The organism is Algibacter ulvanivorans, assembly GCF_048381495.1.
GTDB lineage: Bacteria > Bacteroidota > Bacteroidia > Flavobacteriales > Flavobacteriaceae > Algibacter_B > Algibacter_B ulvanivorans.
Window position 1 is genome coordinate 183,809 of the sequence record NZ_JBLWGD010000003.1, and the last position, 22,876, is coordinate 206,684.

General features: G+C 30.0%; 23 protein-coding genes. 8 read left to right on the top strand and 15 right to left on the bottom strand.

The genetic code is table 11. From position 1 onward, the window contains the following. Positions 1-44: 44 nt before the first annotated feature. Entirely contained in the window at positions 45-1,934 is a 1,890-nt protein-coding gene (locus tag ACNG5D_RS09225; RefSeq protein WP_418183225.1) for a M61 family metallopeptidase, read from the bottom strand. 87 nt (positions 1,935-2,021) lie between these two features. On the opposite strand from ACNG5D_RS09225, the gene ACNG5D_RS09230 reads away from it, so the two are divergent. The 5 genes from ACNG5D_RS09230 to ACNG5D_RS09250 all read left to right on the top strand — a co-directional run bounded on the left by ACNG5D_RS09230 (position 2,022) and on the right by ACNG5D_RS09250 (position 7,316). Beyond that, positions 2,022-3,029 (top strand): glycosyltransferase family 2 protein, encoded by a 1,008-nt coding sequence (locus tag ACNG5D_RS09230; RefSeq protein WP_418183226.1) that lies wholly within the window; start codon positions 2,022-2,024, stop codon positions 3,027-3,029. A gap of 107 nt (positions 3,030-3,136) precedes the next feature. Then, positions 3,137-5,065, top strand: coding sequence for a BatA domain-containing protein (locus ACNG5D_RS09235; protein WP_418183227.1), 1,929 nt, complete (start codon positions 3,137-3,139; stop codon positions 5,063-5,065). After that, positions 5,062-6,318: a dihydroorotase gene (locus ACNG5D_RS09240; RefSeq protein WP_418183228.1), complete on the top strand. Its 1,257-nt coding sequence runs from the start codon at positions 5,062-5,064 to the stop codon at positions 6,316-6,318. The genes ACNG5D_RS09235 and ACNG5D_RS09240 overlap by 4 nt, the downstream gene beginning before the upstream one ends. A 2-nt stretch (positions 6,319-6,320) precedes the next feature. Beyond that, a complete protein-coding gene (locus ACNG5D_RS09245; protein WP_418183229.1) occupies positions 6,321-6,659 on the top strand; it encodes a hypothetical protein in 339 nt (112 codons plus the stop codon). Further along, complete coding sequence (locus ACNG5D_RS09250; protein WP_418183230.1) at positions 6,660-7,316, top strand: alpha/beta hydrolase; 657 nt, start codon at positions 6,660-6,662, stop codon at positions 7,314-7,316. A 60-nt stretch (positions 7,317-7,376) separates the two neighbouring features. Here ACNG5D_RS09250 and ACNG5D_RS09255 read toward each other — a convergent pair whose 3' ends face one another. The 13 genes from ACNG5D_RS09255 to ACNG5D_RS09315 form a co-directional block, all read right to left on the bottom strand. Beyond that, positions 7,377-8,081 carry a response regulator transcription factor gene (locus ACNG5D_RS09255; RefSeq protein WP_418183231.1) on the bottom strand — a complete coding sequence of 235 codons (705 nt, stop codon included), beginning with the start codon at positions 8,079-8,081 and terminating at the stop codon, positions 7,377-7,379. A 2-nt stretch (positions 8,082-8,083) separates the two neighbouring features. Continuing rightward, the gene (locus ACNG5D_RS09260) at positions 8,084-9,616 is read right to left on the bottom strand and encodes a sensor histidine kinase (protein WP_418183232.1); all 1,533 of its coding nucleotides are present in this window, start codon (positions 9,614-9,616) and stop codon (positions 8,084-8,086) included. Between the two features lie 115 nt (positions 9,617-9,731). Then, positions 9,732-10,319 carry a dephospho-CoA kinase gene (gene coaE, locus ACNG5D_RS09265; RefSeq protein ID WP_418183233.1) on the bottom strand — a complete coding sequence of 196 codons (588 nt, stop codon included), beginning with the start codon at positions 10,317-10,319 and terminating at the stop codon, positions 9,732-9,734. Then, positions 10,316-11,272, bottom strand: coding sequence for a YbbR-like domain-containing protein (locus ACNG5D_RS09270; protein WP_418183234.1), 957 nt, complete (start codon positions 11,270-11,272; stop codon positions 10,316-10,318). The genes coaE and ACNG5D_RS09270 overlap by 4 nt, the downstream gene beginning before the upstream one ends. After that, positions 11,272-12,279: a glycosyltransferase family 2 protein gene (locus ACNG5D_RS09275; protein ID WP_418183235.1), complete on the bottom strand. Its 1,008-nt coding sequence runs from the start codon at positions 12,277-12,279 to the stop codon at positions 11,272-11,274. The genes ACNG5D_RS09270 and ACNG5D_RS09275 overlap by 1 nt, the downstream gene beginning before the upstream one ends. Before the next feature lie 65 nt (positions 12,280-12,344). Beyond that, positions 12,345-13,163, bottom strand: a complete 819-nt coding sequence (locus ACNG5D_RS09280) for an enoyl-ACP reductase FabI (RefSeq protein WP_418183236.1) — start codon at positions 13,161-13,163, stop codon at positions 12,345-12,347. Positions 13,164-13,285: 122 nt separating this feature from the next. Beyond that, the gene (gene recN / locus ACNG5D_RS09285) at positions 13,286-14,938 is read right to left on the bottom strand and encodes a DNA repair protein RecN (protein ID WP_418183237.1); all 1,653 of its coding nucleotides are present in this window, start codon (positions 14,936-14,938) and stop codon (positions 13,286-13,288) included. A 76-nt stretch (positions 14,939-15,014) separates the two neighbouring features. Continuing rightward, complete coding sequence (porD, locus tag ACNG5D_RS09290; RefSeq protein ID WP_418183238.1) at positions 15,015-15,902, bottom strand: type IX secretion system protein PorD; 888 nt, start codon at positions 15,900-15,902, stop codon at positions 15,015-15,017. Next, entirely contained in the window at positions 15,895-17,106 is a 1,212-nt protein-coding gene (coaBC, locus tag ACNG5D_RS09295; RefSeq protein WP_418183239.1) for a bifunctional phosphopantothenoylcysteine decarboxylase/phosphopantothenate--cysteine ligase CoaBC, read from the bottom strand. Before coaBC ends, porD begins: the two co-directional genes overlap by 8 nt. A gap of 91 nt (positions 17,107-17,197) precedes the next feature. Beyond that, positions 17,198-17,524: a DNA-directed RNA polymerase subunit omega gene (locus ACNG5D_RS09300; RefSeq protein WP_418183240.1), complete on the bottom strand. Its 327-nt coding sequence runs from the start codon at positions 17,522-17,524 to the stop codon at positions 17,198-17,200. Positions 17,525-17,537: 13 nt separating this feature from the next. After that, on the bottom strand, positions 17,538-18,377 hold the full coding sequence (locus tag ACNG5D_RS09305) for an outer membrane protein assembly factor BamD (protein ID WP_418183241.1): 840 nt from the start codon (positions 18,375-18,377) through the stop codon (positions 17,538-17,540). A 118-nt stretch (positions 18,378-18,495) separates the two neighbouring features. After that, on the bottom strand, positions 18,496-19,374 hold the full coding sequence (dapA, locus tag ACNG5D_RS09310) for a 4-hydroxy-tetrahydrodipicolinate synthase (RefSeq protein WP_418183242.1): 879 nt from the start codon (positions 19,372-19,374) through the stop codon (positions 18,496-18,498). Beyond that, positions 19,367-19,897 (bottom strand): DUF6913 domain-containing protein, encoded by a 531-nt coding sequence (locus ACNG5D_RS09315; RefSeq protein WP_418183243.1) that lies wholly within the window; start codon positions 19,895-19,897, stop codon positions 19,367-19,369. Before ACNG5D_RS09315 ends, dapA begins: the two co-directional genes overlap by 8 nt. Before the next feature lie 102 nt (positions 19,898-19,999). On the opposite strand from ACNG5D_RS09315, the gene ACNG5D_RS09320 reads away from it, so the two are divergent. The 3 genes from ACNG5D_RS09320 to ACNG5D_RS09330 all read left to right on the top strand — a co-directional run bounded on the left by ACNG5D_RS09320 (position 20,000) and on the right by ACNG5D_RS09330 (position 22,086). Continuing rightward, on the top strand, positions 20,000-20,713 hold the full coding sequence (locus ACNG5D_RS09320; RefSeq protein WP_418183244.1) for a 5'-nucleotidase C-terminal domain-containing protein: 714 nt from the start codon (positions 20,000-20,002) through the stop codon (positions 20,711-20,713). Positions 20,714-20,716: 3 nt separating this feature from the next. Beyond that, on the top strand, positions 20,717-21,634 hold the full coding sequence (locus ACNG5D_RS09325) for a bifunctional metallophosphatase/5'-nucleotidase (RefSeq protein WP_418183245.1): 918 nt from the start codon (positions 20,717-20,719) through the stop codon (positions 21,632-21,634). A 65-nt stretch (positions 21,635-21,699) separates the two neighbouring features. Continuing rightward, positions 21,700-22,086, top strand: coding sequence for a DoxX family membrane protein (locus ACNG5D_RS09330; RefSeq protein ID WP_418183246.1), 387 nt, complete (start codon positions 21,700-21,702; stop codon positions 22,084-22,086). Here ACNG5D_RS09330 and ACNG5D_RS09335 read toward each other — a convergent pair. Further along, positions 22,083-22,820 (bottom strand): hypothetical protein, encoded by a 738-nt coding sequence (locus ACNG5D_RS09335; RefSeq protein ID WP_418183247.1) that lies wholly within the window; start codon positions 22,818-22,820, stop codon positions 22,083-22,085. The genes ACNG5D_RS09330 and ACNG5D_RS09335 overlap by 4 nt on opposite strands. Positions 22,821-22,876: the final 56 nt, after the last annotated feature.

The window sequence follows — 22,876 nt, forward strand, 5'->3', positions numbered from 1 at the left end:
GTAATATTCATCAATCGTTTTTATGTAAATATATCTTATTCTGGTTATCCTTTTAACCAGGCTTTACGCAATGTTTTTTGTGCTTCTGTTGCGTTTTCTTTTTCTTTTAAAGATTTACCTATAGTATAACCTTGAGTAGTCGTAGTTTTTATAATAACCTCTTTACCGTCTCTTTCAAGCTTTACCTCTATAGCTCTTCCTGGTTTCCAACCAAATACTTGCCCTAAAACGGCATTTGCGTTTTGAAGGGTAACCGCTTGGCCATCAACTTCTTTAATAATATCGTTAGGTTTAGCCCCTTGTTCTTTCCAGAAACTATTTTCTAAAACAGCATCAACAAAGAAAATCCCTTTATTTGGGTCGCCGCTTACTATTGGTGCTCCATTTATTAAAATATAGTTAGCTTCAACTTTTCCTTCAGCAATTTCTAAACCAACTTTTTCGAAAAACGCACTATAATTAATTGGAATATCGCCAACTACATGTGTGTTTAAAAACTCTCCAACGGCAGGATATGTCATGGTAATAATTTCCTCAATTAACTTATCGTCTTCAAAAGGTTTATTTTTTCCATATTTATTAGATAGTTCTTTCATTAATGATAGAATACCTCTGTTTCCTCCGCTTTGCTCTCTCATAATAATATCTACACACATACCAATTAATGCGCCTTTTTGGTATACATTAATATACTCGTCTTTATAGGCATCTTTTAATATGTTCTCACTCATAATAGTGAAACTCATAGCATCATTAAAACGTTTAGAGCTTTCAATTTTCTCATAAATTTTATTGTAGAAATCTTTCTCTTCAACTAAACCTTGATCGACTTGAAATAAAGTTGCAAAATACTCTGTAACCCCTTCATACATCCATAAATGTTTAGAAAAGGTAGGATTATTGTAATCAAAATAATGTACATCTTCAGAGTGTACACTTAAAGGAGTTACTATATGAAAAAACTCATGAGAAACGACATCGGTCATGCTTGAAGCAATTGCGGCTTCGTCCATAGATTCTGGTAATACCACAACTGTTGATGTATGATGCTCTAAAGCTCCAAATCCTTTTGGCGAATTTTCTTTTCCTTCAGATAAATATAAATATATATCGTATCGAGGGGTAGAATTTATATCACCTAAATACGCTTTTTGAGCTTTCATCATTTTAAAAACAATATCTTTAAGCGATTTGGCTGTATGTACTTTATTTGGAGAATATACGCTTAAAACTATTTTTATATCACCAACTAAAAACTCTTCTACATCAAGGTTTCCGTACATCATTGGGTTATCGGTAATATCAAAATATCTAGGTGCAAAATAACTTGTTGTTGTTGTTTTGCCATCTGTACTAGTTTGAGAGTTTACAGTTTGCAACGCAGAAGTACGCTTAAAATTTGTTGCGGCAGTAACATCTAGTTTATATTGGTTGTTTTTTAACGAATCAAAATAGCCAATAAAACCGTGCAAGTTTAACACAAAATTTTCTGCTTCTAAATTGGTTCCTGATGGCGAAAACGGAGTGTCTTTACCTATCCCTCCATTAGTTTCAATATCGTAAGTATCATTAACCAAATAAGTTATTTTATCTAATTCTTTAGCATTGGCAATGGTCCAAGTATTGGTATCTACTTTACTTACTACCATTTCATTTCCGTTATAATCAAAGGCTTTAAAATCGTCTACATACTTACCAAAATCACTAACCGAGTATGTTCCTTGAACAACTTTTGGTAACCTGTAAGTAACAGTTTCTACAGTAAAACGCCCAGGATTAATGGTTACAGGTGCTTTATCATTAGTAATTTCAGATAAGTTTATTGAAGTTTCAATAGGCAAACTTGTTGCTAAATCGTTTTTTGCATTTTTAGTGGCTCCGCAGCCAACTAACACAGCGCCAGCAAATAAAGCAAATAGTGTTTTTGTATACATCAAATTAATTTTTATGGTTTTTTAATTGACGTGCAAATTACCATAATGTTACGGGCAGTTTTCTTAAGGTTTTGTTAAATTCGCAACATGCAAAATCCATTAATAAGTATTGTTATACCCTTTAAAAACACCGAAGCGTTTATTGGCGATTGTTTAAATTCTATATTAAAACAAACCTATACCAATTGGGAACTTTTAATTGTAGACGACCATTCTACAGATAATAGCTATTATATTGTTGAAAAACACGCTAAAACCGACAACAGAATTACGCTTTTAAAAAACCCCGAGCATGGTATTATTAAGGCTTTACAATGGGCTTTTAAACATAGTTCGGGCCAGTTAATTACACGAATGGATAGTGATGATATTATGCACCCTGATAAATTAGAAGTATTAGCTACCCATTTAATTAATAACGGTAAAGGCCATTTGGCTGTTGGTTTAGTTAATTACTTTGCAGAAAATGGCATAAAGGCAGGATATAAAAGCTACGAAGTTTGGCTAAATACATTAACAAAAAAAGGCACTAATTATTCTGAAATATATAAAGAATGTGTTATCCCCTCGCCTTGCTGGATGATTTATAGAGACGATTTTATTACTTGCAATGGGTTTAACCCCGATAGATATCCAGAAGACTACGATTTAGCATTTCGTTTTTACAAACATGGTTTTAAATGCATTCCTTGCAATGACGTTTTACATGATTGGCGCGATTATAGCCATCGTACGTCTAGAACAGATGAGCATTATGCCGAAAACCATTTTATACCATTAAAACTAGATTATTTTTTAGAGTTAGACTACAATGCAAGCAAAACTTTAGTGGTTTGGGGAGCTGGCAATAAAGGAAAACATATAGCAAAAGCGCTTATTAAAAAAAATATAAGCTTTGAGTGGATTTGCGATAACCCCAAAAAAATTGGAAAAAATATTTATGGCAAAATTTTAAAACCCTTTAATATTTTAAAAACAATTAAAAACCCGCAAAGTATAATTACTGTAGCTAATAAAGAAGACCAAACAGATATAAGAAATTTTCTTAAAAACATAAAGATGAAACCCATTGAAGATTATGTGTTTTTTTGCTAAAGTTAAATTGCCTGTTTTAGCATTCTATAACTTTAAAACATTAAATTATAAAAAAGCACAGATATAAATTCAATTGCATTTTCTATATTTGAGCAATATAAATCCATATGCAGTTTAAACACCCAGAACTTCTTTACGCTTTATTTTTACTGCTTATACCTATTATTGTTCATTTATTTCAGCTTCGCAAATTTCAAAAAGTAGAATTTAGCAATGTTGCATTTTTAAAAAAAGCAACACAACAAACCCGAAAAAGCGCCCAAATAAAAAAATGGTTCATTTTACTAACCAGAATGTTACTTATTGCTGCCTTAGTTTTTGCTTTTGCCCAACCTTTTACATCTAAATCTAATACTTTTAAAACAGAAAAAGAAACCGTAATTTATTTAGATAATTCGTTTAGTATGCAAGCCAAAGGTAATCAAGGCGAGTTACTAAAACGCGCTGTACAAGATCTTATTAATAACGTACCCGAAGACGATAACATTTCTATTTTTACCAATAATAGCATTTTTAAAAATACAACAATAAAAGCTATAAAAAACAACTTACTAAAACTAGACTACGCATCAAATAAACTAAGTACAGAAGCTGTGATTTTAAAAAGCAAAACGCTTTTAAGCCACAAAAAAAACACGTTAAAAAACATTATTTTAATTTCAGATTTTCAAGAAGACGAATCTACTTTTAACACAAAAAAAGACACGCTACTAAACTTAAGCTTTGTTAAATTAAGCCCAGAAAATAGAAACAACATAACTCTTGATAGTTTATATGTTTTTGAAAACACCCCAAACACTTTAACACTAAAAGTTTTACTAAAAAGTAATGGCTCTTCTGTTAAAAACTTACCTATTTCGTTATTTAATAACGATACCCTTATTGCAAAAACATCGGTTGCTATTACACAGCAAAATGCCGAAACCACTTTTTCTATTCCTAATAATGAAACAATAAATGGGAAAATTACTATTGACGATTCTAGCTTACAATTTGACAATTCGTTATATTTTAATTTAAACAAAGCATCAAAAATTAATGTATTAAGCATAAACGAAAGTAATGATTCATTTTTACGCCGTATTTACACTAAAAAAGAATTTAATTACACTTCTACAACTACAAAACAATTAAACTATAATCTTATAAACAATCAAAATTTAATTGTTTTAAACGAGTTAAATAATATGCCCGTTGCCTTAGCATCTGCACTAACTCAATTTACAAAACAAGGTGGATATATAGTTTTAATACCATCGCAATCTATAAACACAGATTCTTACAATCAATTTTTATCAAATTACAACACCCAATTTAATACGTTAATATCATCTAAAAAAAGTATCACAAATATTTCATACTCGCACCCGTTGTTTAATCATGGTGTTTTTGAAAAGCAAGTAAAAAACTTTCAATACCCAAAAGTAAATAGCTTTTACAATATAGCATCCTCTGGACTAGCATCGATTTTAAAATTTGAAGACAATAAAACTTTTTTAGGTCAAAAAAACAGAATATACATGTTTTCGGCAGCATTAAATAAAGATAATTCAAGCTTTAAAAACTCGCCATTAATTGTGCCTACACTATATAATATAGCAAAGCAAAGTTTTAAAACCCCAAAACTGTATTATACAATAGGTAAAGAAAACACATTTGATGTAGAAACAAAAATGCAACAAGATGCAGTATTAACTCTAGTAAACAGAGATATAAACATAATACCAAAGCAACAATACTTTAACAATAAAGTAGTAGTAAACACTTTAGAAACTCCAGAAACAGCAGGCATATATTCCATAAATAATAAAAGCAAAACAATAAAAAACGTAAGCTATAATTATAACCGAAATGAAAGTAACTTAACTTACAAAAACCTTGATACTTTACAACATGTAACCGTTAGCAATTCTGTAACCAACGTTTTTAATACTATAAAAAGTAACACAAAAGTTAATGCGCTATGGAAATGGTTTGTTATTTTTGCACTAGCGTTATTGATTATTGAAATGCTCATCTTAAAATTCTTTAAATGAACATACTTATAAAATCTGCCACAATTATAGATTCTAAAAGCGAGTTTCACAATACAACTCAAGATTTACTTATTGAAAACGGCAAGATTACTAAGATTTCCAGCAACATAAAAAACACAAAAAGTTACAAAGAAATAAGTTTCGAGAATCTTCATGTTTCTCAAGGCTGGTTTGATAGTAGCGTTAGTTTTGGCGAACCAGGCTACGAAGAACGTGAAACAGTACAAAACGGTTTAAAAACAGCGGCTCTTTCGGGCTTTACAACTGTTGCTGTAAATGCGAATACCAACCCTGTAATAGACTCTAATGCAGATATTACATTTTTAAACTCTAAAGCAAATAATAATGCTGTTAATTTGCTACCAATAGGAGCCCTTACAGTTGCCAGTAAAGGTGAAGATTTAGCCGAACTTTACGACATGAACACCGCAGGTGCAGTTGCATTTTACGATTATAAAAAAGCAATATCTAACCCAAACCTAATGAAAATTGCCTTGCAATATGCAAGTAATTTTAATGGTTTAGTGTGCTCGTTTCCGCAAGAAAATAGAATTTCTGGAAATGGCGTTATGAATGAAAACATAACAAGCACAAAGTTGGGCTTAAAAGGAACTCCTGCTTTAGCAGAAGCATTACAAATTGCTAGAGATTTATTTTTACTAGAATATACCGGCGGAAAACTACACATCCCCACCATTTCTACAGCAACTTCTGTAAGTTTAATTAAAGAAGCAAAAAAGAAAAAACTAGATATTACTTGTAGTGTAGCCATACACAACTTATACTTTACAGATGAGGTTTTAACAGATTTTGAAACCAAATACAAAGTATTACCTCCATTAAGAACACAAACAGATATTACAGCGTTAATTGATGCTGTTAAAGATGGCACCATAGATATGGTAACTACAGACCATACACCTATTGATATTGAAGAAAAAAAAATAGAGTTTGATCATGCTAACTACGGCTCTATTGGGTTAGAAAGTGCTTTTGGAGCTTTACAAAACATCTTTACCACAAAAAAAACTATAGATATTTTAACCAAAGGAAAAGCCAGATTTGGTATTGAAACCTTACCTATAAAAGTTGGTAATAAAGCAAATATTACACTATTTAATCCGGAAACTAAATACACATTTACCAAACAGGATATAATATCGAGATCTAAAAACGCTATTTTTGAAAACGAAACTTTAAAAGGTAAAGTTTACGGCATTGTATCAAACAATCAGGTTGTTATAAAACAATAAAAATGACAGAACAAGATATAAACAAAGGGCGACAAAACGCTATAATTAGCTACATTACCATATTTGGTGTAATTATTGCTTTTTTTATGAATAACGAAGATGATAAAAAAAGTAAATTTGCCAGCTTTCATATAAGACAATCCTTAGGATTATGGTTAACATTTTTTGCTTTAGGTTATATAATAGGCAGTTTTAATAGTTGGCTAATAACCGCTTCGTTCTATTTATTTTTTGCTGTGCTTTTTATTTTTGGATTTTCTAATGCTATTGCAAGAAAAGCACAACCCGTACCACTTGTTGGCAATTTTTACCAACGTATTTTTTCAAATCTAGGAGCATAAATGGCAAATAACACCCTCTCATTACACCACGTTATTCGTGAGTCTAACTTAAAAGAAAATGCACCATTACTTATTATGATGCATGGATATGGTAGCGACGAAAACGATTTATTTTCGTTTGCAACCGAATTACCAGAAGAACTTTTTATTATTTCTGTAAAAGCACCGCACACTATGCAACCCTTTGGAAATGCTTGGTATGCTATAAATTTTGATGCCGAAAAGGGAAAATGGAGCGATAACGAACAAGCTAAACAATCTAGAGATTTAATTGCTAAATTTATAGACGAAGCAATTACAACTTATCCTGTAAACAAAAATAATGTATCGCTTTTAGGGTTTAGTCAAGGTTCTATTTTAAGTTATGCTGTAGCGCTTACTTATCCTGAAAAAATAAAAAATATAGTAGCTCTTAGCGGTTATATAAATAAAGATATTTTGCCTGAAGATATTGAAAGTAACGATTATTCGCATTTAAATTTTTACTGCTCGCACGGAAGCGTAGATCAAGTAATACCAGTTGATTGGGCAAGATTAACTGCGCCTTTTTTAGATGCTTTAAACATTAAGCATAAATATTCTGAATTTCCTGTTGGACATGGCGTAGCACCTCAAAATTTTTATGAGCTTAAAGATTGGCTTATTAAGCGTCTTTAAAAATTAATACAATAAAAAAAATCCAGCTTATAGCTGGATTTTTTTTATTGTAAAGTTTGCTTAGCTATTAACAACTAACCTAAAACCTTCACCATGAATGTTTAGTATTTCTACTTTTTCGTCTTGTTTCATGTATTTACGCAATTTAGCAATGTATACATCCATACTACGAGAAGTAAAATAATTATCGTCTCTCCAAATTTTTGTTAGCGCTAACTCTCGTGGCATTAAATCGTTTTCATGTAGAGCTAAAAGGCGTAATAACTCATTTTCTTTTGGTGATAGCTTTACAGGTTCGCCACCATCAAATTTTAAAAATCGTAATTTAGAGTTTAAGTCGAAACGTCCTATTTTAAATTCAAATTGCTTACTATCAGAAATTGTTTCGGTTGCTTTACGCTGTATAATGGCTTTAATTTTCATTAAAAGCACCTCACTATCAAAAGGTTTATTTAAATAATCGTCGGCTCCTACTTTATACCCTTTTAAAACATCTTCTTTCATGGTTTTAGCTGTTAAGAAAATAATAGGCACATCGCTATTTTTTTCTCTAATTTCTTTTGCTAAAGTAAAGCCATCTTTATAAGGCATCATAACATCAAGTATGCATAAATCGAAATCGTCCTTTTTAAATTTTTCGAAGCCTTCCATACCGTTTTTAGCATGTGTTACTTCGTACTCATTCATCATTAAATAATCTTTAAGGACGGTTCCAAAATTTGGATCGTCTTCAACTAATAGTATTCTTTTTTTAAACTCTTCCATAGTTATGATATTAGTGGAAGCTTTATAATAAATGTGCTTCCTTTTTCTTTTTCTGATTCTACTGATACATGACCTTGATGGTCTTCTACAATTCGTTTAACATAAGCCAAACCTAATCCGTGGCCTTTTACGTTATGAATATTTCCTGTGTGTTCTCTATAAAATTTTTCGAACACGCGTTTGGCAGCTGCTTTACTCATGCCACTACCATGGTCTTTAATTTTTAATAATATATTTGTTCCAATATTTTCAGTATAAACTTCAATTTTGGGTGCATTTGGAGAATACTTAATGGCATTATCCAGAATGTTAACTACAACATTAGTAAAATGTGTTTCGTTGGCTAAAACAGATGATTTTTCGGCTTCAAAAAATGTTTTTATATAACCTTGCCTATCTTCTACTATAAGCTCTACATGTGTTAATGCATCAACAATTAAGTCGTGCAATTCTACTCTATCCTTACTAATATTTAGTTCGTTTTTTTCTAGTTTAGATATTCGTAATACATTTTCTACCTGAGCATGCATACGTTTATTTTCTTCTTTAATCATTTTTAGGTAACGCATTACCTTTTCGTTATCATTTATAACTGTTGGGTTTTTTATAGCATCTAAAGCCAAATTTATAGTTGCAATTGGTGTTTTAAACTCATGCGTCATATTATTAATAAAATCTGTTTTAATTTCAGATATTTTACGCTGTTTAACCAGTTGCAGTAATGCGCTTGAATATGCTAATATAATAATTGATGTAAAAATTATTGATAGCAAAATCATGCCTATAATACCCGATAATATAAACTTTTTATCGTCTGGGAAATTAACCAGTAATCTGTATGGTGTTTGGTTATTTTCGTCATAAAATATGGGTACTTTAAATGTAGAATTTTGCTCGTACTCAAAATTATTACTCTGCACTTTAGTTGCTAAGTCGTTACCGTATATAGCAAACTCAAAGTCTATATCTATGCCGTCTTTTTTTAGCTTTTCTGATAATAATGTTTTTATTTCTTTTTCTGAAACACGCTTATGTATTGGTGTTTTTTTAGAAATTTCTTTAAAACTTTTATCAAAACTCAATTTTTGTGCTTCGTCAATTGTTCCGCTTCTAATAATTTTAGAAATTGGACTACTAATATCTTTATTATCGATATTTGAATTACTATAAATTTCGGTTGTAGATTTTGCTGTTATATTTTTTATATCAAGACTATCTAAACCAATGTCAAAGAGCGAAGAAGAAAGTTTATAGTTTTCTTCTAAAACATTACTTCTATAAATGAGTGTTTCTTTGGTGCTATTATTTTTTTGATAAATTAATAGTTGAGAAACGGCTTCTTCATCTGCTTTTTTATCGTTATCTAAATTAAAAAATTTAGAAAAATATTTTTCCGATTCGTTTTCTTCTATGGTGTTAGAAACATAATTAAGTGCTTTAACTACATTAAACCTAAAACGTTCCTTTTCGTTTTCTACCGAATCATTAATATAATATGCCTGTATGGCAATAATACCTATAAGAGATAAACTCATAAGTATTATTAACAGGATGAATAGCTTTTTGCCCATCAATCAAAATTAACATTTTAACATTTATCAATCTTATGTTTTAACCTTACATTAACAAAAATGTTAAAATTTAAGACCTTTATTGTTTAACAAGTAGTTTCTTATGTGTTTTTAAGACTTGATTTATAGTATCTTTAAGTATTGTATTTTGAATTACAAAGTGAGATTGTTTTATTTTTTCTTCGTCCGACCATTGATTTTTCATTATGGCTTTAATCTTTTCGGTTGTAGTATTATCGCGTTTTAGCAAGCGTTTAATTCTTGTTTCAATGGGGGCTGTTACGGTAATTACATAATCGCAAGCTTTATTACCTCCGTTTTCAAACAAAATAGCAACCTCTTTTATTACATAAGGTGCGCCTTCTTGTTTTTTAACCCATTTTTCAAAATGCTTTGCTACTTTAGGATGCACAATAGCATTCATTTTTTCTAAATAAGTTTTATCGTTAAAAATAATATTTGCCAAAAAGGGTTTGTTTAAATCGCCATTAATATATGCTTCTTCTCCAAATAGTTTGGTAAGTTTCCTTTTAATTATTTTCGATCTTCTCATTAAACTTTTTGCTTCATCATCAGCTATATAAACAGGAATTCCTAGCTTTGAAAACTGCTTTGCCACGGTAGTTTTACCGCTTCCAATACCGCCTGTAAGACCTACAATAATCATTTTGTAATTATAAATTCAATGCGTTGTTGACTAATTTTTGCATGTTGTACCAATTCTGGTATTTTTACCAATTCTGGTATTAAAAAAGATTGATTTTTATTCGTTTTTTTATAATCGCAAATTACTTTAAAATCTTTAGTTGTTATAGCTTTAAAATTACCTAAACTAACATTATACGAAACGCTTACTGTTTTAGGGAAAAACTTAATTTTTGTGTTTTTTGGAGCGTTAATTACTAAAACGGGTACTTTAAGAGTGCCTTCAGTAAATTTTTCTACCTGTGCTTTTAAAACAACTTGTTTTGCAGAAAACTTTAAATCTGCTATGTTTTCTGGTAATTTAAGGTTTACTTTTTTATTTATATCTGCTCTAACATTTTTAATTGCTGTTTTTTCTGACTCTAAAAAATCTATTTTAGAGACCAAAATATTTGGTCCAATAACAGTTACAGAGTCTGGTATTGAAGTTAAAGTATTAACCATATTATAGCCTGGAACAAAACTAATTTCTGGAGAAAACACTATAGGTACTTTTTTTACCATATTTATACCATACCTAAATGTAATAGGGTCTGGCTCTATATTAAGTAGTTCTACTTCTTTAGTAAACTGTGTATTGTTTAAATAAGCCTTAGACTTGTTCCATACAAAAGTATTTTCTGTTTTATGAACATCTTTACTAAAGTCTATTTTAATTTTTGGCGTAGCAAAATAGAAGCTTAACCATTTAAAACCATGCGTTTTAAGGGTAATATGTATTTGCGACGAATCGTTTAAAATAATATTTTCTTGTGGTACATTAATTTTTTCGACATTAAAAGCTATGGTGTTTGTATATGTTTTAGAAAGCTTTGTAAACATTAAAATAACAAAAGCCAAAAATAAAAACAAAATAAACACATTAACTTTTTTGTTTTTAAATGATGATATAATATTAGCTTTTATTTTATTCATTATTTTAATTTAAAAAATAATTTAGGGAAATGTGTTTCTGGGGTTTTATTTAAAATAGAAACTGCAAAGGTAGATTTTAAAAAGCCATAGCCATACCCAAAAAACTGAATTAAAATTGCTGGTATTGTAAGAACAGATACTATAATATTTTTGGTACTTAATAAAGCCAATACAAATGCCAATACAAAGTATAAAGCATAAGAAAACAAAAAAAGCTTGTATCCTAATACAAATAGCAAAATTGAAAATAAAAGTCCTATAATAAATACAGAAGGAAACCAATAAGTTAACTTTTTAGTAGACGGATGCCATTTATTTAAAATTGGCCTTACTAAACCAAATTTATTAACTTGTTTATAAAAATTACGCCAAGAAATACGACGTTTATGAAACACAAAAGCTTCTGGTATTAGTTTCGTTTTATATCCTAAATTCCATAACCTTATAGATAAATCGGGGTCTTCACCAGGGTGAATTCTTCCAAAACCATTTGAATCTTGAAATGCTTTTTTTGAAAGCCCCATATTAAAACTTCTAGGCTGAAATTTATCTACACTATTTTTATTTCCTCTAATACCCCCAGTTGTTATAACCGATGTCATTGAAAAATTAATAGCCTTTTGCAAGTTAGAAAACGACTGATGGGCTGCATCTGGCCCACCAAAACAATCTACATAGTTTGTTTTTAAACTTTTATCGACTTCTAGTAAGTATTGTTTAGGTAAAATACAATCGGAATCTAAAATAATAAAATAGTTTCCTTTTGCATGTTGCATACCAAAATTTCTAGAATCTCCAGGCCCAGAATTTTCTTTAAAAAAGTAAGATATATTTAGTTTACTTATAAATGTATTGACTACATTTTTTGATGTATTTATTGATCCATCTTCAATGATTACAATCTCAAACGGTATATCGCTTTCTAGTGCTTCAAAACTTTGTAAAAGTTCTTGAATTTCGTCTGGGCGGTTAAAAACTGGAATTATAAATGAATACTGTAATTGCATACTACAAAAGTAACAAAAAAGCCACCGTTTTAAGGGTGGCTTTTACGATATATATATAAATTGTTTTATTCGTCTTCTCCTACAAAAGTGCTCATAACTGCATCGCTAACTCCCATGTTGCTAAAACCACCGTCGTTATATAAATTTTGTAATGTTACACGTTTAGTTAAATCGCTAAACAGAGATACTGTATAGTTTGCACAATCTAAAGCTGTTGCATTACCTAGTGGCGACATTTTATCGGCATAAGCAATAAACCCATCAAAACCTTTAACACCACTACCAGCTGTAGTTGGTGTTGGCGATTGCGAAATGGTATTTACACGCACATTTTTATCTCTACCAAAGAAATATCCAAAACTACGTGCAATACTTTCTAAATAGGCTTTATTATCTGCCATATCATTATAATCTGGAAACACACGTTGTGCAGCCATATATGTTAATGCAACTATACTACCCCACTCGTTCATAGCATCTGCTTTGTAAAGTGTTTGCATAACTTTATGAAAAGACATGGCCGAAACATCTGTTCCTTTTTGTGTCCATGCATAATTTTGGTCTGTATAATGTTTTCCTTTTCTAACGTTAATTGACATACCTATAGAGTGTAAAACAAAATCTATTTTACCTCCAAGTATTTCCATAGATTGTTCTACAAGGTTTTTTAAATCTTCTTCTGAAGTAGCATCGGCAGGAATAATTTGAGAACCTGTTTTTTTAGCCAGCTCGTTAATTTGCCCCATTCGCATAGCTACAGGTGCATTTGTTAAAACAAAAGTTCCGCCTTCTTCATGAACGCGTTCTGCGGTTTTCCATGCTATTGAATTTTCATCTAAAGCACCAAAAATAATTCCTTTTTTTCCTTTTAATAAGTTATACATATGTATTGGTTTATATGTTGATTAATTATTTGCTTAACTTAAGTTATTTATTAAACAACAAAGATAATATTAAAATTAAGATTTCATGTAATTAAGCTTAGCCTCTTAACAGGAATAGTAATCTAATTAAGTAATTCTTTTGCGTGAGCAATTGCCGATGTTGATGTTTCTGAGCCACCTAACATTTGAGCTATTTCTACAATACGCTCATCATGATTTAATTTAATTAAATTGGTTTGTGTAACCTCATTTACATCTTCTTTATATACTTTAAAATGCGAATGTCCTTTAGCTGCAACTTGTGGTAAATGTGTTATAGAAAATACTTGCATATTTTTACTCATTTGCAACATAATATCGCCCATTTTATTTGAAATTTCGCCAGAAACTCCAGTATCAATTTCATCAAACATAATGGTTGGCAACTGTATGTATTTAGCTAAAACAGATTTTATGGCTAGCATAATTCTAGATAATTCACCTCCAGATGCTGCTTTTTTAAGTTCGTTAAAAGTACCTCCTTTATTTGCCGAAAATAAAAACAACAATTCATCTTTTCCGTTTGTGTAAAAAGCATTTCCAAAAATAGTTTCAATTTTAAACTGTGCATTTGGCATTCCTAAATCTGCCAAAATAGTTTCTAATTGTTGTTTTAATTTTGGAATAACTTTATTACGCTTATCGTGTATTGTTTTTGCTATCGCATTTAATTCGTTTTCTTTTTCGCTAATTTCCAATTGTTTTTGTTGAATTGTATCGTCTAAATTTTCGGTAACTAAAACCTTTTCTTCTAATTGGTTTTTTATTGAAATTAATTCTGAAACATTCTCGGCTACATGTTTTTGCATTAAGCTATGTAGCATTTTTAGTTTAGCATCAACAACCTCTAGCCTTGATGGGTCTGCATCTATGCTTTCTTGATAATTGTTAATTTCGCTAAACATATCGTCCATTTCAATAAGGCTACTATTGGCTCTATTAAATAAATCTTCATATTTTGATGAAAAGCTAGATAATTTTTGAAACACATTTTTTAATGTTGTTAGCGATGTTAAAACACCTATTTCCTCTTCGCTTAACAAATGGTGCGCTTCTGCTAGTTTTTCTTTAATTCCTTCAATATTGTTTAAGGTTTCGTATTCTTCTTCTAAGCTTTCTACCTCGCCTTCTACTAAATTAGCTTCGGTTAATTCGTTTAATAAAAACGTGTTATAATCGTGCTCCTTTATAGCTTCAGCTTGAAAAGTTTTGAGTTTTTCTAATTCTTTTTCGAGTGTTTTATAAGCTTTCAACTCGGCTTTATAGCTTAATAATACATTTTCATTATGGGCTAGAGCATCAATAACTTGAAACTGAAAATCGTTACTTGTTAATTGTAGTGTCTGGTGTTGCGAGTGTATATCAATTAACCGCGCACCTAAAACTTGTAAACTACTTAAATTTACTGGCGAGTCGTTTACAAAGGCTCTTGACTTACCAGAGGGTAATATTTCTCGTCTTATAATGGTTTGGTTTTCGTAATCAAAATCTTCGGTCTTAAAAAGAGCCTTAAGTTTATAGTTTGAAATATTAAAAACAGCTTCGATAATACATTTTTGCGATGCATCTTTTAAACTGGTTAAATCTGCTCGTTTTCCTAGTATTAACGATAATCCGCCAAGTAAAATAGATTTTCCTGCTCCTGTTTCTCCTGTTATTATTGAAAAACCATTGTTAAAATCTACATGTAGTTTATCAATTAAAGCGTAATTTTTTATTGAAAGTGAAGTTAGCATTTTTCAGAGTAATATATCTGTAAGTTTTAATTTGGTAATACTAATTAACTACCTCTATTTATATAAATGTTGCTTATTAAAGCTTAATACTTTGCCATTTACTATTATGCATTGGCGCTATTTTTTGAAGTGTTTCTTTTAAACTTACTATGTTTACTTGAGGCCCATCAGAAAATATTTGCTCTATCTCTTCGGCCTTTGCATCAAAAAATGTTCGAAGTAAAAAAGAGTTGGGCCTTCTACTATTCATGGTTTTAAAATTTTGAATAGTCGATGCTATTTGGTCTTTTCCTTCTTTTACATTTTCACTCATTACATCCAAACCTTTTCTATGATAGGTATACATAACTTCTCTAAACTCTTTAAAAGTTGGAGATAACACATTATCTATAAGTGTAAATCGGCTTTGTAAACCATCTTCTAGCTTCCAACCTTCAAAATTTCCTTGCTGTGAATAATTTGTAATAATTTGAGCTTGTTTATAATACTCGTCTCCTCCTTTTTCTGCAAAAGAATCTGCATCTAAAGCTAAAATTATATTAATATGAAATGCTAATACCGATATTAAGTTAGACTCGAATTGTGTAGGGTTGTATATTAAGTTTTGAAATTCAAGATAATTAAAACTAAAATCTTTATCGTTAAAATTATAAATAGGTGTGCTAAATGATGAGCCGTATATTGGTCTTGATGATTGTATTTGTAATGTACCTTGAAAAGATTCGCCACTATAATTTGTAATATTTACAAACATGTTACAATTAATTCGCTCTTGATCCTTAAAAGTTTTTTTAGTCCATTTTGTATTATTAACAAACTCGTTAAGTTGTTTTTCTAGTGTTTTAAAAATAGGAAAATTTTCGTTTCCTGTTTGTTCTGCATTTACAACTACATTACAATTTAACTCTTGCGAATGGCCTTTAAATACAAGGCAAAATATTAATACAACTAAAATATTACGCATTAATTTCTGATATTATTTTATTTAATAAATCTGAAGCAACTTCTGTTTTAGATTTTAATGCAAATTCTAAAATGTTTTCATTGCTATCAATAAAAGTTACTTTATTAGTATCGGTTTTAAAACCTGCACCTTTGTCTTTTAACGAATTTAATACAATTAAATTTAAATTCTTTCTTTTTAATTTTCCTTTTGCATTTTCTAGTTCGTTATTAGTTTCTAGAGCAAAACCAACTAAAAACTGATGCTTTTTTATTTTACCTAATGAAGCCAAAATATCTTTAGTTTTTTCTAGATGTAAAGTTAACGTATCAGACTTCTTTTTTATTTTATTATTTGCTACTTCTTTGGGTGTAAAATCTGCTACTGCTGCCGATAATATGGCTATATGCGAGTTTTTAAAATGTTTATGTACTTCTACATACATGTCGTGAGCGCTAACTACTGGTTTTACCAATATATTAGAGTGTTTTACTTTTTGATGTGTTGGCCCCGACACTAAAATTACTTGAGCTCCTAAATTGGCGGCAGCTTTGGCTATTTCAAAACCCATTTTTCCGCTAGAATGGTTTCCTATAAAACGTACAGGATCTATGGCTTCGTAAGTTGGTCCTGCTGTAATTAATACTTTTTTGCCTTTAAGTGGTAATTTTTTTAAGATATCTTGCTCTATAAAATGTAAAATATCTTCTGGTTCTGCCATTCTACCTTCGCCAACCAAGCCGCTTGCTAGTTCTCCACTTGTAGCAGGAATTATAATATTTCCATAAGCTTTTAATTTTTTAAAAGACTCGAGGGTTGTTGGATGTTTATACATATCCAAATCCATTGCAGGTGCAAAATAGACAGGACATTTAGCTGATAAATATGTGGCTAACAAAAAGTTATCGCAAACGCCATTTGACATTTTAGACATCGTATTTGCTGTGGCTGGAGCAACAATAAACAAATCGGCCCATAAACCTAAATCTACATGGTTATTCCATATAGCATTTTCGTCTTCTTCATTAGTAAAAGAAGAGTATACTGGATGTTTTGAAAGTGTTGATAGTGTTAATGGTGTTATAAAATCTTTAGCAGAGGGTGTCATTATCACTTTTACATGAGCTCCAGATTTTATAAACAAACGAACAAGCGAGGCTGTTTTATAAGCGGCAATACCACCAGTTATACCTAATAATATATTTTTTCCGCTTAATACACTCATAAAAAAGGGTTTGTTTATTAACCAAACAAACTCCAAGACCATTTAGTAAAACGGAATTGGAGTTTATTTAATGGTGTTTAAATTTAGAAAATTACTGGTTATCTGCTTCAGTATTTCTAAAATAAATTTTATCTGTTAACCATTCTTGAACAGCTAACGCATGAGGCTTTGGTAATTTCTCGTAAAATTTAGAAACCTCGATTTGCTCTTTATTTTCAAAGATTTCTTCAAGACTATCATTATAAGTAGCAAATTCTTCTAACTTATCTATAAGTTCTTTTTTAATCTCTGTATTAATCTGTTCTGCACGTCTAGAAATGATTGATATAGACTCGTAGATATTTTCTGTAGGCTCATCAATTTGATTTCTATCATACGTTACCGTATTAACTGGAGCATTGGTTTTTTTTAAATCCATTGGTATTATATATTTAACTTTTTGTGCTGTAATTTTTTAATTCTTCATTTATTTCTAATGCCATTTCCTCAACATCTTCAATATGTTTTGAGTTTGCATAAGATTTTTTAAAAGCTTCAGAGTATTCTTTGGCTGCTTCTAAACGTTCTTTTTTTAAGTATACTAAGCCGGTTTGAATTGTTCTTTTAACTTCTACACTATTAATGGCTAATTTATATGCCGAATCTAGCCTATAGAACAAGGCATCTTCTCTAAACTTAGATCCTGGAAACTCGAAAATAAAATTATCAAACGATCTTACTGATGCAGGATAATCTGAGATAAGATTATACTGCTTAGCTATTTCGTAAGCCTTTTTTTCTAGTTTAAAATCTAACTCTTGTACTAATTTATTTGCATCGGCTACATAGTTAGATTCTGGAAAAAGGTTTATAAACTCTTGAAGTTTTTCAATAGCTTCTTTAGTTTCTGTTTGGTCTTTACTGTAAACTGGCGACAACATATAAGCGCTTTTTGCACTTAAAAAAGAGGCTTCTTCTAATTTCTCACTTTTAGGGTAACTTGATGCGAAACGCTCAAACTGATAACCAGCAACATAGTAATCTTTCATTTTAAAAAATGAGTTAGAGTACAAATACATTAATTTTTCAGCTTGTGGTTTCCCTCTATAATTAGGTACAATTTGAGCAAAAAGCCTATTTGCTTTTGCAAACTTACCCTCGTTATAAAGTGCTTCTCCCATTTTAAACTTCATAGCTATTGCACCTTCTCCATCTGCTTTTAAAGCTTTTTGGTACTCGCTACAACTGCTTAAAACAGTAAAAAATACTAATAAGTAAAAAAATTTGTTCATAGATTTTTAATACAGCACGCAAAAATACGCTATTATTATGAATTTAAAAAATATTATTTGCTGGCTAAAATAATAGCAAAAACTCAGTAAATGTAAGGTTTAAGTATTATTTAACAGATTAGAACTTATTTACAAATTCTGTTATTTTTGCCTTTAGGTTATTTGATGCTACAACTAACGGTAATCGTACTGTATCTTGACATAATTTTAAAGTTTGAAAAACAGCTTTAATTCCGGCAGGATTATTTTCTTCAAAAATAAGACCAATTATATCCATAAGTTTATAATGCAACTTATAGGCTGCTTTTGCATCGCCTTTTAACCCTAAACGAATCATATCTGAAAATTCTCTAGGAAATGCTTGCCCTATAACAGAGATAACACCAGCACCACCTGCTAAAGTAACTCCTAAAACCAAATCATCATCACCAGAAATTATTAAAAAATCTTCTGGCTTATTTTTTATTAACTCTAAATATTGGCTCATATTGTTTCCGGCTTCTTTAACGCCTACAATATTTTTAAAATCGTTTGCCAATCGTAATGTAGTTTCTACATCGACATTTTTTGATGTACGTCCTGGTACATTATATAAAATAACATCTATTGGGCATGCTTGGGCTATGGCTTTAAAATGTTGGTAAATACCTTCTTGTGTTGGTTTGCTATAATATGGCGATACAGATAAAATAGCATCAATACTACTTAAATCTGTAGAGTTTATTTCGTCTATAACTTGCGCTGTATTATTACCTCCAACACCTAAAACTAAAGGTAAACGCCCATTATTAGCCTTTGATATTGTTGCTATTACCGCTTTTTTTTCTTGTTTGGTTAACGTTACACTTTCTCCTGTTGTACCACATATTACAAGGTAATCTATTCCATTATCAATATTGTAGTTTACAATATTTTCTAATGCGGTATGATCTACACTTAAATCTGAATTAAATGGTGTAACTAAAGCAACTCCTGTGCCTACAAACTTATTATTCATTACTACTAATTTTTTTTAAAATGGTTAAGTATTTAAACACTTCTTCTTTAAAAAGTTTAAACTGTTTTAAATTGGTTTTAATTATCAAATCGTTTAATCGTTCATCAGATTGTAAAATTCCAATTTTAAATTTAGCTCTTGATTGGGCTGTAATCAATTTCAATTCTAATACATCTTTTTCGTAATAACTAACTAAAACATCAAATTCTGTGTTTAAAAACGATTGCAGCTCGCTGTTTTTTATAGTTCCTTTCCAGCCAAAATCTTTAGGGTTATAACATTCATCCCAAGAATGTAATCCTTCTTTTTTACTAGAAGAATAAGCTATAATTTTCAACCTATTTGGTCTTACCTTTATATATTCAGCTAAATCTCTAAAGGCTTCAAACTCATTAAACTCATCAATATTTAAAACAACACCTAAACTTATAGCTTTACTGCTATTAACGTTAACAACTCTATTTGCTAACAATTTGTTTAAATACTTTTTATTAGATTTTTCTTTAAAACCCCTTAAAATCATTTACCTTTATACTTTGCGCAAAGGTAGCAAAAGTACATTCAAATTATAGATTTTAATATGAGGTTTACACATTTCTTTATTTTGTTATATTTTTTAGTTTTTATGAATTGTAAACATGAAAAACTAAAGCTTTCTAAAATTGAAGGGAAACAAATTCAAATTACCGATACACTAACAAGCCATTCTAGTATTGAAGCCTTTATAAAACCTTACAGAGATAATATCCAAAAGGATCTAGATAGTACAATTGCCTATTCTGCCAATACATACTCTAAAAACAATGGGCAGCTTAATACGGCACTTGGAAACTTTATGGCCGATGCCATTTATACAGAAGCTAACCCTATTTTTAAAAGTAGAACAGGCTTTGAAATAGATATGGTTATAATAAACCATGGCGGCATAAGAGCGACTTTAAATAAAGGAGAAGTATCGAAAAGAACAGCTTTTCAATTAATGCCTTTTGAAAATAAAATTGTGATTGTAGCTCTTAAATACAACCAAATAAACCAATTAATTAACTACTTAGCTAAAGCAAAAAGGGCGCACCCTATTTCTCAATTAAAATTATCTCTTGATAAAAATTTTAATGTTATTGAAGCTAAAATTAAAGATCAACCAATTAGTAAAAATAAAACTTATTATGTAGCTACAAGCGATTATTTATTTAATGGCGGAGATAATATGTCGTTTTTTAAACCAAACGATAGTGTTTACAGATTAAATTATAAAATTAGAAACATTTTAATTGATAAGTTTAATAAATTAGACACTATAAAACCATCAATCGACAATCGTTTTACTCAGATAAAATAAATTATGAAACGTAGACATTTTATACAAAAAGCATCGGCAGGAACAGCTTTAGTAACTTTAGGAAGTTTAGGCTTACAATCTTTTACAAACGTTTCGAAAAGCACTAAAATTACAATTCTTCACACTAATGATGTGCATAGCCATATCGACCCTTTTGGCCCAGAAGACACCAGAAATGCAAATAAAGGAGGTGTAGCAAGACGCGCTAGTTTAATTGAAACTATTAGAAAAGAAAACCCAAACACATTATTACTTGATGCTGGCGATATTTTTCAAGGCACTCCTTACTTTAATTATTATGGTGGCGAATTGGAATTTAAACTTATGAGTAAATTAAAATACGATGCTGCAACTATTGGAAATCATGATTTTGATAATGGTATAAATGGTTTATTTGCTCAATTACCGCATGCAGAATTCCAGTTTGTATCTGCAAATTATGATTTTTCTAATACCATAATGGACACACATACAAAACCATACAAAGTATTTGTAAAAAACGGTATAAAAATTGGTGTTTTTGGCTTAGGAATAAAACTAGAAGGATTGGTAGCACCTAACATGTTTAAAGAAACGAAATATTTAGATCCTATAGAAATTAGTCAAGACATGACTAGAATTTTAAAAACCGAAGAGCATTGCGATTTAATTATTTGTTTATCGCATTTAGGCTATCACTACAAAAACAACCCTAATAAAATAAGCGATTTAACACTTGCCAAAGCCACAAAAAACATAGATTTAATTATTGGCGGACACACGCATACCTTTTTACCCAAACCAACAGTTGTTAAAAATATTGAAAACAAAAATATGCTAGTTAATCAAGTTGGGTGTCATGGAATAAATTTAGGTAGAATAGATTTTTACTTTGATACGGATAAAAACAAATCGGCTAGCGGCACTTCAATTATTGTTTAATTAGTTTGTTAAGATTTTTAGTAAAACACGTCTAATTAACACAGACATAACTAAATATCTTACTCATGAAAAAATATATTCCGCTAACCTTAAGGCTTATTATTGCAGCTATTTTAATACAAACTTTACGCTTTAAATTTTTTGCACACCCCGATAGTGTTTACATTTTTAGCACTATAGGATTAGAGCCCATAGGCAGAATAGGTATTGGTATTTTAGAGCTTATTGCTGGTATATTTTTAATCATACCCAAAACCGCTTGGCTTGGGGCTATTTTAACTATTGGAGTTATTGGAGGTGCAATAATAATGCATTTAACCCAATTAGGTATTGAAGTAAAAAACGATGGTGGTATTCTATTTATAACCGCCCTATTTACATTTGTACTTTCTGGAATAACTCTATACTTATACAAAAATGATATTCCGTTTTATAAAAAAAATAATATTTAATCTAACATAGCATACCTTTCCTCGTCATTAACAACATTTAAAAATTTTGATTGTTGATAAAAAAAGTAAAATGCACAAAGCGATAAAGTTGTAGATAAAAAATTTAACAATACACGCTGCGCTATATAAATATATGCAATATCCATAACTTCAGAAAACACTATGAATAACGCACCGAAAAACAAATAAAGTGATTTTTTATTATCTCTATAAAAATAATTTAATAATGCCACAGATAGCAATGTAAGAACTACTACATTATAAATTAACTCCAAATAATAGTCGCTTTCTTGAATTAAATTTGGGTTTATAATACCATGTAAGACATATAACAAATAAACATTTAGCGCTAATAATACAACCACATGCATTTTAAGTGATTTTATTACATATTGATAACTAATTGATTTACTTATTTTAATAATTAAAAAAGCATACGCTATTATATATAACGAATTACCAACATAATACTCAAAATCATATAATCTCTGAGTATCATCATAAGGCATATTAACTACAACAAGCCCTAACACATCTGATAACGAGTAAAAAATTAAAAATAACCAAAACAGTTTACTTTTTGGTTTTATAAGCAATGTATACAAAATGGTAATTACCGGTACAATTAATGAATGAAAATAGAATGCAACCTCTTCATTACCACTAAATTCTAAAGCAATAAATGAAAAATAGCATACTATAACAAATCCTACCAAGACTTTCGACTTGAACATGAGAGATTATTTTTGTTAATACACAAACATAACTAAAAAAAAACAAATAAACGTAT

Coding starts and splice junctions, on each gene's coding strand:
- ACNG5D_RS09275 (WP_418183235.1), bottom strand. CDS start 12,279: ATGCAATTACAGTATTCATTTATAATTCCAGTTTTTAACCGCCCAGAC.
- ACNG5D_RS09225 (WP_418183225.1), bottom strand. CDS start 1,934: ATGTATACAAAAACACTATTTGCTTTATTTGCTGGCGCTGTGTTAGTT.
- ACNG5D_RS09255 (WP_418183231.1), bottom strand. CDS start 8,081: ATGGAAGAGTTTAAAAAAAGAATACTATTAGTTGAAGACGATCCAAAT.
- ACNG5D_RS09250 (WP_418183230.1), top strand. CDS start 6,660: ATGGCAAATAACACCCTCTCATTACACCACGTTATTCGTGAGTCTAAC.
- ACNG5D_RS09325 (WP_418183245.1), top strand. CDS start 20,717: ATGAAACGTAGACATTTTATACAAAAAGCATCGGCAGGAACAGCTTTA.
- porD (WP_418183238.1), bottom strand. CDS start 15,902: ATGCGTAATATTTTAGTTGTATTAATATTTTGCCTTGTATTTAAAGGC.
- ACNG5D_RS09335 (WP_418183247.1), bottom strand. CDS start 22,820: ATGTTCAAGTCGAAAGTCTTGGTAGGATTTGTTATAGTATGCTATTTT.
- ACNG5D_RS09280 (WP_418183236.1), bottom strand. CDS start 13,163: ATGTATAACTTATTAAAAGGAAAAAAAGGAATTATTTTTGGTGCTTTA.
- ACNG5D_RS09315 (WP_418183243.1), bottom strand. CDS start 19,897: ATGATTTTAAGGGGTTTTAAAGAAAAATCTAATAAAAAGTATTTAAAC.
- ACNG5D_RS09330 (WP_418183246.1), top strand. CDS start 21,700: ATGAAAAAATATATTCCGCTAACCTTAAGGCTTATTATTGCAGCTATT.
- ACNG5D_RS09300 (WP_418183240.1), bottom strand. CDS start 17,524: ATGGATTTAAAAAAAACCAATGCTCCAGTTAATACGGTAACGTATGAT.
- ACNG5D_RS09230 (WP_418183226.1), top strand. CDS start 2,022: ATGCAAAATCCATTAATAAGTATTGTTATACCCTTTAAAAACACCGAA.
- dapA (WP_418183242.1), bottom strand. CDS start 19,374: ATGAATAATAAGTTTGTAGGCACAGGAGTTGCTTTAGTTACACCATTT.
- ACNG5D_RS09320 (WP_418183244.1), top strand. CDS start 20,000: ATGAATTGTAAACATGAAAAACTAAAGCTTTCTAAAATTGAAGGGAAA.
- coaBC (WP_418183239.1), bottom strand. CDS start 17,106: ATGAGTGTATTAAGCGGAAAAAATATATTATTAGGTATAACTGGTGGT.
- ACNG5D_RS09240 (WP_418183228.1), top strand. CDS start 5,062: ATGAACATACTTATAAAATCTGCCACAATTATAGATTCTAAAAGCGAG.
- ACNG5D_RS09235 (WP_418183227.1), top strand. CDS start 3,137: ATGCAGTTTAAACACCCAGAACTTCTTTACGCTTTATTTTTACTGCTT.
- coaE (WP_418183233.1), bottom strand. CDS start 10,319: ATGATTATTGTAGGTCTTACAGGCGGTATTGGAAGCGGTAAAACTACC.
- ACNG5D_RS09245 (WP_418183229.1), top strand. CDS start 6,321: ATGACAGAACAAGATATAAACAAAGGGCGACAAAACGCTATAATTAGC.
- ACNG5D_RS09270 (WP_418183234.1), bottom strand. CDS start 11,272: ATGAATAAAATAAAAGCTAATATTATATCATCATTTAAAAACAAAAAA.
- ACNG5D_RS09260 (WP_418183232.1), bottom strand. CDS start 9,616: ATGAGTTTATCTCTTATAGGTATTATTGCCATACAGGCATATTATATT.
- ACNG5D_RS09305 (WP_418183241.1), bottom strand. CDS start 18,377: ATGAACAAATTTTTTTACTTATTAGTATTTTTTACTGTTTTAAGCAGT.
- recN (WP_418183237.1), bottom strand. CDS start 14,938: ATGCTAACTTCACTTTCAATAAAAAATTACGCTTTAATTGATAAACTA.